The 13,314-nt window shown below is 38.4% G+C and carries 9 protein-coding genes; 7 read left to right on the forward strand and 2 right to left on the reverse strand.

The features are described from left to right. The first annotated feature begins 54 nt into the window (after positions 1–54). The 5 genes from R2S08_RS06170 to R2S08_RS06190 all read left to right on the forward strand — a co-directional run bounded on the left by R2S08_RS06170 (position 55) and on the right by R2S08_RS06190 (position 5,648). Complete coding sequence (locus R2S08_RS06170) at positions 55–1,308, forward strand: ROK family protein (protein WP_316834319.1); 1,254 nt, start codon at positions 55–57, stop codon at positions 1,306–1,308. Between the two features lie 40 nt (positions 1,309–1,348). Next, entirely contained in the window at positions 1,349–1,690 is a 342-nt protein-coding gene (locus R2S08_RS06175) for a hypothetical protein (RefSeq protein ID WP_316834320.1), read from the forward strand. A gap of 66 nt (positions 1,691–1,756) precedes the next feature. Beyond that, a complete protein-coding gene (locus R2S08_RS06180) occupies positions 1,757–1,909 on the forward strand; it encodes a lmo0937 family membrane protein (protein ID WP_108552824.1) in 153 nt (50 codons plus the stop codon). Positions 1,910–2,062: 153 nt separating this feature from the next. Continuing rightward, the gene (locus tag R2S08_RS06185; RefSeq protein WP_316834321.1) at positions 2,063–4,084 is read left to right on the forward strand and encodes a hypothetical protein; all 2,022 of its coding nucleotides are present in this window, start codon (positions 2,063–2,065) and stop codon (positions 4,082–4,084) included. Between the two features lie 244 nt (positions 4,085–4,328). After that, entirely contained in the window at positions 4,329–5,648 is a 1,320-nt protein-coding gene (locus R2S08_RS06190; protein WP_316834322.1) for a serine hydrolase domain-containing protein, read from the forward strand. A 158-nt stretch (positions 5,649–5,806) separates the two neighbouring features. Here the strand turns inward: R2S08_RS06190 and R2S08_RS06195 are convergent, their stop codons facing one another. After that, a complete protein-coding gene (locus R2S08_RS06195) occupies positions 5,807–6,064 on the reverse strand; it encodes a hypothetical protein (protein WP_316834323.1) in 258 nt (85 codons plus the stop codon). A 495-nt stretch (positions 6,065–6,559) separates the two neighbouring features. Continuing rightward, positions 6,560–7,213, reverse strand: a complete 654-nt coding sequence (locus R2S08_RS06200) for an NAD-dependent epimerase/dehydratase family protein (protein WP_316834324.1) — start codon at positions 7,211–7,213, stop codon at positions 6,560–6,562. Between the two features lie 323 nt (positions 7,214–7,536). On the opposite strand from R2S08_RS06200, the gene R2S08_RS06205 reads away from it, so the two are divergent. After that, on the forward strand, positions 7,537–9,939 hold the full coding sequence (locus R2S08_RS06205) for a TonB-dependent receptor (protein ID WP_316834325.1): 2,403 nt from the start codon (positions 7,537–7,539) through the stop codon (positions 9,937–9,939). Positions 9,940–10,159: 220 nt separating this feature from the next. After that, positions 10,160–13,264, forward strand: coding sequence for a TonB-dependent receptor (locus R2S08_RS06210; protein WP_316834326.1), 3,105 nt, complete (start codon positions 10,160–10,162; stop codon positions 13,262–13,264). Positions 13,265–13,314: the final 50 nt, after the last annotated feature.

Genomic DNA, 13,314 nt, shown 5'->3' on the forward strand with positions numbered 1-13,314 from the left:
AATAATTTTTTAATAGAAGTTCTCTATATTTATCGAAATAGTAGAGCTAACCAAATGAATCTTAATCTATTAAATAACTTAATATCTGACATCAACGATAAGCAATCGGTTTATAAACACAAGCTCGTTAAGCATCTTTTTAATTTAGGTGCTTCTTCGGTTTCTACCTTATGTGAAATTATGGATATGAGTACACCTAGTGTATTGAAACTCTTAACTGCTTTAATTGACGAAGATTGGATAGAAAAGAAGGGCTATGGAATATCTATTGGCGGCCGAAAGCCTGATCTTTATTGCTTAAAGGACAAAAAGATCCAGATTCTCTGCATTGATATTGAGCTATTTCACACCAAAATAGCCATTATAGATAACAACTATAACTTTGTGCTTGATGTTAGAACTATTCTGCTACCCATTTCAAAAAGTAGGATTGATTTTTTTAATATTCTAAACACCCACATTCAAGATATCTTAAAATCTGCACACATCAACAACCAACAGTTGATTGGCTGTAGCGTAGGTATGCCTGGTTTAATTGATGCTGAAAAGGGCGAAAACTACAGTTATTTTTTAAGTAATGGGGAAAATATTTCTCTAACTGCCGCATTTGAAAAGATGCTGAATTTACCTGTAGTGATACAAAATGATGTGAATGGTTCGTCAATGGCAGAATTTATGCACGGAATGGCCAAGGGTAAACAAAATGTGCTGGTATTGTTAATGGACTGGGGTGTGGGCCTAGGTATCATTATGGATGGCAAATTGAGGCAGGGTACCTGTGGTTTCTCCGGAGAACTGGGGCATATCTCTTTTGTTGAAAACGGCGCATTGTGTTATTGTGGCAAACATGGCTGTTTAGAAACCATCGCATCAGGAAATGCGCTATCAGCAATGGCTAAAGAAGGTATTTTATCGGGCAAAAACTCTATGCTTAATAATCTATCTAATGAAGAATTGGAAAGAATTGAACCAGCCGTTATTATTAAAGCGGCCAACAAAGGCGATCAATATGCCATCCAGTTGTTATCAAATGTAGGCACTAATATGGGTAAAGGGATATCGATGCTGATCCAGCTATTTAACCCTGAGCTCATTATTTTAAGTGGCAAAATTGCAGAGGCCAAGCAATACATTACGCTACCGATGCAACAGGCCATAAATATGTACTGCATGACTCAAATTAGAGAAAAAACGACCATTGTTTCTTCTGAACTTGGCGAAAATTCAAGACTTTTAGGTTACACGGCATCTGGCATTGATCAATTTTTAGAAGCCTATATCAAGAAAGTCAAAAAGCTGAAAAAGTGATGTATTAAATGACTTAAACCGCCTTAAATTTGCTGGCAATATGAATTTCAATGAAGAACAAATAAAGAGTTTCAACCGCTTAAGCGGAAGCTTCGTTAGCAGTAATAAATACCTAAGTCAGGCAGCAACTGATCATGAAAGACTCATCACCTTGAACCACGATAGTCAATTGATCTTTAATTTCAATTGTTTAACTGAGGCCTATCAGAGAAAGTTTATTCTAAACAATTTTGAATTGTATTGCACTTCCTTGTTTATAGCTATAAGGCCCAGAATTCTTACTTTTCTTAAAAATGAAGGACTCACAGGCTTTACTTTTGACAGTATCTATATTCTCGGTCAATTAAGAGTTGAGCGAATTGAAAAGGTTTCCATAAGGTAACAATCGTCATCTTCCCTAAACTATTTAAGTTAGTTTATGTTCATTAATCAAACTAAAACTAATTTTATGGGAAATCTACTTTATGTCGTCGCAGTTATTTTGGTTATTATCTGGGCAATCAGCTTTTTAGGAGGCTATTATACCGGAGGAATAATCCATGTACTTTTGGTCATTGCTGTTATAGCAATTCTCCTTAAACTAATTAACAGAAGTACCTAATGATATATTAAAAGGCCTTAGGATTTTATAAGGCCTTTTAATACATTTTCAAAATCCAACACATTATGTGTTAAAACTTTGCGAAGACAGAACCCATTAACGCAAACGTTTGTTCAGGAAATTTCCATTTAAATCCTTTATTATTATACTCAAATGGAAAATTCGAAAAAACACATTCTTCCTATTCTAGTCTTCATAGCGGTTTCTTTATATACGAGTTTTACTTCTATAGCACAAGTCTACTACTCAGGTAAAAGACCGGAAAGGGCCAGTATCTCGGCAGTAAACAACGTTCTTAGTAACAATATTCTGGAAGTAAGTGTAGGCCTGGTAAATGATCGGATAAATAAGATCTCATTTAGAGATAAAGTTTTATCTAAACGCACAGATTTAAAGGATACCTGTTTATTCGAGCTAAAACTTAATAATGGAAAAACATTATATGCTTCTGATTTTCACATCACAAGCAAAAATAGCGAAGAGATCTCTGCAAACCCTAATGCAATAAAGATGCTAGACAGATTATCCGGAAAACAACTGGTCTATCAAATGTCAGATGCATCGGGAAACATTAGGATCAACTGGAGCATTTCTCTACACAACGACTGTAATTTCATACAACAACACTTCAACATCAGCGACGCTAAGCAACTGGTCAACAACCTCACTTTGGTAAATATCCCTAAAGTATACCAGCCAGAACTTTCGGGAAAAGTTGATGGTTCGCCAGTGCTTTCGGGACCACTTTTCTTTGCTATTGAACATCCAATGGCACAAAACCAAGTCAGCTCAACCGGAATTAAGATCTGCCTTGCAGCTTCGGCTGCACTCCATAAAGCAGATGGATTTGAGGTTAGTGTAGCCTGGGGAACCACTCCTACTGAACAACTCCGCAGAGGCTTTCTTTACTATCTCGAAAAAGTAAGGGCAGTACCTTACAGGGCCTTTCCTCACTATAACTCCTGGTATGATGTTGGTTATGATCGCAAAGAAATCACAGAGGGAAATGCGATGGATCGGATCAAAATGTTTGGGGATAGCCTGGTACTGAAGCGTAAGACAAAAATTAGTGCTTTTTTATGGGATAGTGGTTGGGATGATTACAAAAGACTTTGGTACTTCAGCAATCAATTGCCAAATGGGTTCAAACATATGGACTCACTGGCAAAAAAATACAATTCAAATATGGGCGTTTGGGTATCGCCCTGGGGCGGATATGGGGAGGAACAAACCAGTCGTCTGGCCAGCATTAAGACACTAAACCTACCATTCAAGCCTAACGACAACGGCCTGAGCCTTGCAGATAAAAGTTACTTTACTTATTTTAAAAAACTCACAGAAGATTTTGTTAAGGATCAGGGCGTGGTCAGTTTTAAGTTTGATGGCGTAGGTGCCGGGAACGGTGCTGCCGGGGCCGGAGAGAAATACGCCAAAGATTTGGAAGCTTTCCTGCGCGTGATCAGTGACCTTCGGGACATAAAACCAGACCTCTATTTTAACCTAACCGTTGGCACCTGGCCATCTCCTTATTGGCTCAGTTATGGCGATGCCATTTGGCGTGCGGGAGGCGACATGGATCTTCTTGGAGCTGGTACCAAAAGGCAACAATGGATCAATTACCGGGATGCAGAAGTTTACAAAAACATTGTTAAACGCTCCCGCCTTTATCCGCTAAACGCACTAATGTACCACGGAATAGTGGTGAACAATGAAAACGGTATAGGTGCAGAATTTTCTAATGATGATAAAGGCATCACAGAAGATATATGGGAATTTTTCAGCAATGGAACAGGCATGCAGGAACTGTACATTAACCCTCATCTGCTGAGCAGCAAAACCTGGGATGAATTGGCCAGGGCAATGAAATGGTCAGAACAGCATCAACAGGTCCTATCAGATGTGCACTGGGTGGGCGGAGACCCTGCCAAAGAGGACATTTACGGATTTGCGGCATGGAATAAAAAAGAAGGAATTTTAACCTGGCGAAATCCTTCTGCGCAAGCCAAACAAATCACTTTTAGCCTTAAAGATGTGTTAGAGTTACCTGCATCAGAAAAACAAACCTATGCAGTGTGGAATGTACTGAGCCAACATCAGGAAGAAAAGATGGTTAGTGATGGTACCATAACGCTAAATCTACAACCATTTGAAGTAAAAATACTAGAGTTAAAATAATAAATAAAGGCTTTAAAAATTTATTTAGTTTAAGCAATATTATATTCTTTCTCCTCTACCTATGCCTGTTTGCTTTTATTTTCTTAATTTGGTGCAAAGACCTTCATGCCAGATCGCGTTGGCTTATTTTATAAAAAGGGATCAACCTTTATTCCAGTAATGATTGCCTTCACTATTGTATTCTATCTTCTGCTCACTTTATTACTCAAGATTAAAAATCGTTTTCACCTTAAACACTAAAACTATGTACAAAAAATTGCTTACCGGAATGCTACTTATTTTTTGTTTATCAGTTTCATATGCACAAAACATTGACAAATCTAAGTTAGATGCTTATTTCAAAACGCTTGAAGACAACAATAAATTTATGGGTAGTGTAGCAATCTCACAGAATGGGCAATTGCTTTATACCAAAGCCATAGGATATACTGATATTGAAAATCAGACCAAACCTAATGAAAACACTAAATACAGGATTGGTTCCATTTCCAAAACCTTCACAACAGTTCTCATTTTCAAAGCTATTGAAGAAGGTAAACTGACACTCGAACAAACCATAAACCAGTATTTTCCTACTATAAAAAACAGCGATAAAATTACCATCGCTCAACTTCTAAGTCACAGAAGTGGGATTCATAACTTTACGGATGATGAAGAATACCAACAATGGAATACAACAAAGAAATCTGAAAAAGAACTTACTGATATTATTGCAAAAGGAGGAAGTGATTTTGAACCTGACAGCAAAACCTCCTATAGTAATTCCAACTTTGTACTTTTGTCATTCATTTTACAAAAGGCTTATAAACAACCCTATTCTGAAATCCTAAAAGAGAAAATCACAAAACCTCTAAACCTGAAGAACACATTCTATGGTGGAAAAATAAACCTTAAAAACAATGAAAGCTATTCCTATAAATTTGTAAACAGCTGGAACAAAGAACCAGAAACAGATATGTCTGTTCCGATGGGTGCCGGGGCTGTTGTCTCTACCCCTGCTGATTTAACCAAATTTGCAGAAGCTTTATTTGGAGGACGGCTCCTATCAGCTAAAAGCTTAGAACAAATGGAAACGATAAAGGATGGTATTGGAATGGGCCTGTTCAAATTTCCTTTTTATGATAAGCCGAGCTATGGACACACCGGAGGGATAGATGGTTTCACTTCAGTTTATTCTTATTTCCCATCTGATAAAACTGCAGTGGCCTTAACCTCAAATGGTTCAAAGTACGATAACAATAAAATCATGATTGCATTGTTAAGCAGCGTCTATAATAAACCATTTGAGCTCCCAAATTTTGCTACTATCGAAGTTTCTAGTGAGGAATTGGATCAATACCTGGGTGTATATGCCAGTCAACAAATCCCTTTAAAACTTACCGTAACCAAAAAAGATAAGACTTTACTGGTACAAGCAACCGGACAATCTTCATTTCCATTGGAAGCTAGTGAGAAAGACAAGTTCAAGTCTGAACAGATCGGAGTTGCTCTTGAATTTAACCCGGCCCAGAAACAAGTTATATTAAAACAACACGGCGCTACGTTCACCTTTAATAAAGAGTAAATTTGAATTATGGCAACCAACAGGGTGATATTTCTCATATTCAACAGCGTCCATCTTCTGGATCTGGCAGGTGCAGTTACTGTCTTCTATGAATCCGGCTGCTGTGGGAAGCATTACGACACTAATATTATCTAAAGGATCAATAAAAAACTTCCGTGCTAAACAGATTTCCAAATCTTAAAGGTATTTTCACTCTGTCCGTCCATTGCACGAATGACCAGCAAAATATGCTCCTCTCTTTTAGGATAATGTTTATCAATGATTTGCTGTATTTGTTGCAATAATCTTCCCAGCTCCTGTTCGAAATCGATATTTCTGACCTTTAAAATCACCTGGTTCATTTTAGAAGAGATGGTACATTCATAAGTAAATTCCCTTTTGAGCGCCGCTACTACTTTCGATCTGAGTTCTTTCATTGAAATATAATTATCAGTTTAACATTTTACAGGAAGCAATTATTTATGTTAACGCCTGGATAATTTTAATGTTGTACAAAGTAATGTCATTATTACATTTGACAAGTACCTGCTGATCCATTCAGATGATTTATACGGTGATCATTAATTCGGGGTTATCATGATAGCTATTCCTTATTTGTCAACTGCAACACGATGTTGGGATGCTGGCTGTATTTGGGCTTTCGTTCCCTGATTACATTTGCCAAGCAAGGTCCAGATTAACACAAAAATAATAACAGTAGACAAACAACCTCCACCTAATTTCTTTGCACCCCAAGCTGCAATAATTCCCCTAAAAAAGTCATTCATAATTTATTTTTACAGCTTAACAATCACTCTTTAAAATAGTTTTAACCAATCGGGCAAACAACATTGCAGAAGATCATTCCATACAATAAAGTGAATGGAGGATTAGAATTTATATTTCCGAATGAAAAACCGATTTGGAAATCATTATACAGCACCTGCCAATTTCTTAATATCCCTGGCTTCAAGTGTTCTTTGCGGATATCCAACCTTTACTGCAGCAATCATTGCCTTCCCTATTTCCCTTGTGCTACAACCCGTGTAAAAAAGTTTGAACAACGGATACAACAATCTGATGTATTTATTATAACCCCTAAGTTGTACTTGTTTTTGATCAGGTATCATTAAACCAGGTCTAAAATTATATTGAGCTCTGAACGCCATTAGCCCCAGAGCATTCTCGGTCTTACCTTTAACCCGTGCCCACATGGACTTTCCTTTCTCTGTACTATCTGTATGAGCACCTGATACAAAATTAAATACCATATCCGGATTAAGTTTTAAAAGAACATCTGCAAAATACAATGTGGTGTCATATGTAATTCTGGTATAATCACTTTCATTCATGCCTACGCTACTTATACCTGCACAATAGAAACAAGCATCAAAGCCTGAAAGATGGGTATCCCCTTTCTTAAGTGTAAGAAAATCCGGAAGCGTATATTCATTCAATTTAGGGTGCTGAATTCCACTAGACTTTCTGCCCACATAAAGAACCGAAGTCACCTGTTCATTATCAAGGCATTCCATTAGAACACCTTCGCCAACCATTCCAGTTGCACCTGTCAAAATAACCTTCATATTTTATAATTTAACTCTATAATCTTTAGTTTAAATAGCTCTAACAAATTTAGATTATTTATAAAAAAATAATTTTGTTGAGAAGTTCAAACTTTGTTTGCCCAAAAGCCCAAACAGCTTTAGTATTAATTCCCATCAATTTTAATCATAAAAAGCCCATTAAATTCTATTTTAAAAAGATACTTATATTTTAACATATAAATATCAAAATATATTGAAATCAAAATATATCTCTTCTTTATTTAGAATTATTTTAAATAACTTGAAATTTCAAGATACATCTATTACTTTTGCCTTATTCATAATTAATCCAAATAACCAAAATGTTTAAAAAACTACTCATACTAACAGCAGTGATGTTGTTTAGCAGTTTAATCACATTCGCGCAACAGCCAGCAATCATAAAAGGCAGCGTTAAAATATCCAGTGGAAAAGCTGTACCACAAATTTCTATTACACTAAAAGGCAAAAATATAGGTACCACAACTGATGAAAAGGGAGAATTTACTCTTAAACATGTCAAATCAGGAACCTACACGATTAAAGCATCAGCTGTAGGTATTCGATCTTCTGAAAAGAATATTATAATTAATGCAGGAGAAACCAAGACCGTCGATTTTATTCTGGCTGAAAATGATGAAGCGCTCCAGGAAGTAAAAATTGCAGCTATTAAAAATAAGTATAAGGTCAGCCTGCCATCGGCCACATTAAGACTAAATGAACCTTTACTAGAAGCCCCTCAAAACATCCAGATTGTTAGTGAACAAGTCCTCAAAGACCAGCAAATTACCAGTATGAGTGATGGCGTGATCAGAAATGTTAGTGGGGCTATACGCACCCAACACTGGGCAGACATGTATGCCAACATCAAAATGCGGGGTTCACAAATCCAGGCTTTTAGAAATGGTTTTAATGTAGTCAATTCATTCTGGGGCCCACTCACTGAGGATATGAGTTTTGTAGACCATATTGAATTTGTTAAAGGGCCTGCAGGATTTATGCTGGGTAGTGGTGACCCAAGCGGTTTATACAATGTCGTTACCAAAAAACCTACGGGAATCAATAAAGGAGAAGTCTCCTTTACCACAGGAAGTTATGGTCTTTATCGTACAACCGTAGATTTTGACAGAAAACTCACTGACGATGGCAAGTTGCTGTTCAGACTCAATGCAGCAGCGCAGAATAAAAAATCACATCGTGACTTTGAATACAACGATCGCTACAGCATTGCCCCCGTCCTATCCTACCAAACCGGTAATACCAAAATTACGGCGGAGTATACTTTACAACAAGCAAAAACCAGTCAGGTAGGCTCTTCTTATGTTTTTGGCGTAAATGGTTATGGCACTTATCCTGTTGATTTTTCACAATCGGATCCTTTAATTCCACCTACTTATATCAATGATCAAAGCTTCACTGTGAATGTGCAGCAAAAATTTGATGAACACTGGAAACTTACTGCACAAGGTGCTTATTACAAATATAACATGCTGGGTAACAGTGCATGGCCATCTAAAGTAAATGCAGATGGCACGATGATTCGTAGAATTGGAATATGGGATGCAAGTAGCAATATGAAACTGGCTCAGGTATTTTTAAATGGAAATTTCAATACCGGCCGTGTACAGCACCGGGTCCTGGCTGGTTTTGATGCAGGGGACAAAAAATATGAAGCAGACTGGGACGCGGGTGTTAACCTCGACACGGACTCCAATCCATTTGATAGTCAACATCCAGTTTATGGCACCAATCCTATCGCTTATTATGCTTTTGACACCCGAAGGTTGACGCCTTTAAAAGAGCGTGCCATAGAGGCAGGAGGATTGATTGGCTCTAAATATCACTCTTTTTATCTGCAAGAAGAACTGGGCTTCTTCAGCAACAAATTAAGACTAACCCTTGCTGGCAGATACACCAGCTTGAGTGAATACAGCTGGGGCGTAGATCCGGGTGCACCAAACAAGACCAACCAGTTTACCCCAAGATTTGGCCTGAGCTATTCAATTGACAACAATACCTCTTTATATGCCGTTTATGACAAAGCTTTTATTCCTCAAAGCGGTATACTTACCGGTGGTGGTAAGATCAAGCCAATTACTGGTGTCAATACAGAACTTGGTATCAAAAAGGACTGGTTTGACGGTCGGTTCAATACCACCTTATCAGTTTACCGCATCATAAAACAAAACGAACTGACAGCTGATCCTACCGATACAACAAGAACACATAGCATTGTTTTAGGTGAAAAAAGAGTACAAGGTATTGAGCTGGACCTTAGAGGAGAAATTATCAAAGGGCTTCAGCTCATTGCCAACTACGCTTATACAGATGGGAAAGTAACTAAAGTTGCCCCAGGCGTCGACATTATTCAGGTCGGGGATGTTGTTCCGGGTTTCGCAAAACATACGGTTAATAGCTGGTTAACCTATACGCTTCAAAATGGTCCACTGAAAGGCGCCGGAATTTCAACAGGATTCTCGTGGCAGATCGGTCGAGTGCCGGGTAGCTGGAGCAGAACCGATGATAAACCTTTGCCAGATTATTTCCGTCTGGACGGCGGACTGTTCTGGGGATGTGGCAATTTTAAAATCACAGGCAACGTATTTAACATCTTAAATAAATACCTGTATGATGGTGAGATCAACTATTTCGGTAATGTTACCGCCTATGCATGGCAAACAGAGCCCCTACGAAATTATAGAGTAGGCATTGCTTACAAGTTTTAAATATTTCCATAGGTGTACCGGTCTAAATATCTAAAGATTATTTTATACTGAAATAAGCCAAAAACAACATTAAAAACGGCAAGTCTATGCCAAAATAGCACAATATTATACTCAATATCCTGATCATTTGACCTCAAATAATGGCCACATTGCAAGCCTACTTTGTGGAATGGTTTAGCCTTTTCGCAGAGGCTATTTAACCATTTATAAATTTTAATGTATGAAAAAGGAATTTTCTACTAATTCTGCACCTGTTTTTCTAAAAAAAACAGGTAGCATACGGTATGCGCTCACGACAATTTTCCTCTTACTCCTCTTTGGACAACACGTACAAGCACAAAGTACAATTACCATTTCAGGTGTAGTCAGGGAGAGCTCAGGACAAAGCATTCCAGGAGTAGGTGTAAAGTTAAAAGGTTCAACAACCGGAACTGTTACAGATATTTCCGGAAAATATGTATTAAAAGTACCAAGTGCAGGAGCAGTACTTTTATTTTCTTCTATTGGCTATAACACTGTCGAAGAGATAGTAGGTAGCCGTCAAACCATCAATATCACTTTAAAAAGTGCACAAACAGACCTCGAAACCGTAGTTGTAGTAGGTTATGGAACGCAAAAAAAAGCCAATCTTACTGGGGCCATAGCCACTGTATCTGGTGCAGACCTAACCAAAAGAGTAGCCACCAATCCAACTCAGCTGTTACAAGGTAAACTACCAGGTTTATCCGTAACCCAAGCCTCAGGAGAAGCAGGAAATGAGGGAAATGTTCTTCGGGTTCGCGGTCTGGGCACCTATAGTGGCGCAGGGAACGAACCCTTGGTTATCATCGATGGGATACCAGGCAATCTTACACAGTTAAATCCAGAGAATATTGAAAACGTCACCGTCCTTAAGGATGCGGCTTCCGCCTCTATATATGGCTCACGTGCAGCAAACGGGGTTATCCTTGTCACCACAAAACAAGGAAAAGCAGGTAAAATGCAAGTTTCATATAGCTATAATTTTGGAATCTCTAAGGCCAGCAGCTTACCGGATCTGGTGTATAACTCCGTGCAGTATATGCAAATGTACAACCAGGCTGCGTTGAATTCTGGCGCGCCAACCAGCAACAGATTTACCCAGGAACAAATCGATGCCTACGCCAATAGTACAGACAGGAATCTATACCCAAATTATAACTGGCTAAATACGGTGATACGTCCGGCACATGTTCAAACCCACAATCTGAACTTAACAGGAGGCAGCGAAACAACAACTTATAATGTGGGTCTGGGCATTGTTGATCAACCCGATATTATGCTGGGTTTCAAGTATAAAAAATACAATCTGCAATTGAACCTGAACAGCAAAATTAATGACCGAATTACTTTTGGCAGCAGCATTACCTTAAACTACGGTCAGCGTACCTACCCTAGACCAGGTAGTCAGGACATGTTCCTGTCCACACTATCCCAGTCTCCGCTTTACGGACCGGTATTACCTGATGGCAGTGGACGTTATACAGCCACGGCCTATTCTTTTCAGACCGCCAATAAAAATCCTGTCGCAATAGCAGAAAATGCACTGGCATCAAATACCGATTACTTTATGCAAGGGAATCTATTTCTTGATGTCAAACTCATTGAAGGCTTACAATGGAAAACCAGTGTCGGAACAAATTTTGATTTTCAGAAATCCTATGATTACAAACCAGTGATAGGACAATACCTCTGGTTTGCTGGACCAAATGATGCACCATTCCGTACCTTAGATACAGGTGGACAGGGATTACTCGTAACTGATAAGAACTACATATATCCAATTGGCTATACTCAATTGACCTATACAAAAAAAATAGGTGATCACTCTTTTAACATACTTGCAGGAACCCAGGCAGAGTATTATAAGAACCAGAGTCTTTCGGCTTCCAGGGTTACCTATCCTAACAACTCTGTGCCCGAAATTGACGCAGGAGGTACAGGTTCCCAGCTCAACGGCGGAACCGCAGCTGAATGGTCCATCAACTCTTACTATGGCAGATTGAATTACGATTATAAAGGAAAGTATCTTTTGGAAGGAAACATCAGATATGATGGTTCTTCCCGCTTTGCACAAGGAAATAAATGGGGTTTGTATCCTTCTCTGTCTCTAGGTTACAGAATTTCACAGGAGGATTTTTTCAAAAATCTCCTGCCAGTAGTTTCTGATATGAAAATCCGTGCCTCAACGGGAAAACTAGGCAATCAGAACATAGGCAATTATCCTTATCAGGATGTATATACAACAGGTTTTTCTTATCCATTTGGAGCCAATCTTGGTGACGGAGTTCGTAAAACTGGTCTCGTTGACCAAAGTATCAAATGGGAAAGCACAAAGGTTTTCGATCTCGGGCTGGACATGTCTTTCTTTAAAAATAAGTTAAGCCTAACCGCAGATTATTATAATAAAATCACCACTGACATTCTAGACCAGGGGCCCTTACCAATCTATGTTGGCTATGACCCTCCCATTGTAAACAATGGTACAGTAAGAAACCGGGGTATGGAACTATCCCTCTCTTATAAAGATAAAATAGGAGAAGTAGGATATTCCTTTACAGCAAATATCCAGGCCAACAGAAATAAATTACTCAAATACAGTGCAACCAAAATTAATGCAACAACAATAGATAAAGTAGGTTTACCTTTCGACAGTTACTATGTCTATGAATTTGACAAGATCTTTCAATCAACCGATGAAATTGCTGCCTCACCAAAGCAACCTTACAATCCGGTTCCGGGAACATTTAAATTTAAAGACTTAAATGGAGATAATAAAATTGATGAAAACGATAGAACCGTTGTTTCAGGAGCCTTTCCAAATTACGACTATTCATTAAATGCCAATTTCGAATATAAAAATTTCGACCTCTCTATCTTCCTCTATGGCTCGCAGGGTCAAAAACAATATGTAAACGGATGGGGTTTCCAGCCCTTCAACCAGGGCTCCGTCCCAACAACAGATTGGCTTAATGCCTGGACTCCAAGCAATCCAAGCACCACAATGCCACTAATATATCTGACAGGTACGGGAACGGTTAGTCAAAACATCAGTACAACCTCAACATACTATTTAAAAGATGCCTCTTTTTTAAGGATCAAAAATATACAATTGGGCTACAACCTCCCTGAAAAACTAGTTAAATCAATAAAAATGAGCGCCTTGAGGGTTTATTTTGCCGGAGAAAACCTGTTTACTTTCACCAAGTTCCCTGGACTGGACCCAGAACGCATAGCCACCAACACACGCTATGTAACACACCCTCAAAACAAGACATTTAACTTCGGAGTTAGAGCCACCTTTTAATTAAATACTAATGAAACCATCATGAGTTTACACTCAAAAAACATAATGAA

The sequence above is a fragment of the Pedobacter nutrimenti genome (assembly GCF_032678445.1).
In the GTDB taxonomy this organism is placed as follows: Bacteria; Bacteroidota; Bacteroidia; order Sphingobacteriales; family Sphingobacteriaceae; genus Pedobacter; species Pedobacter nutrimenti_A.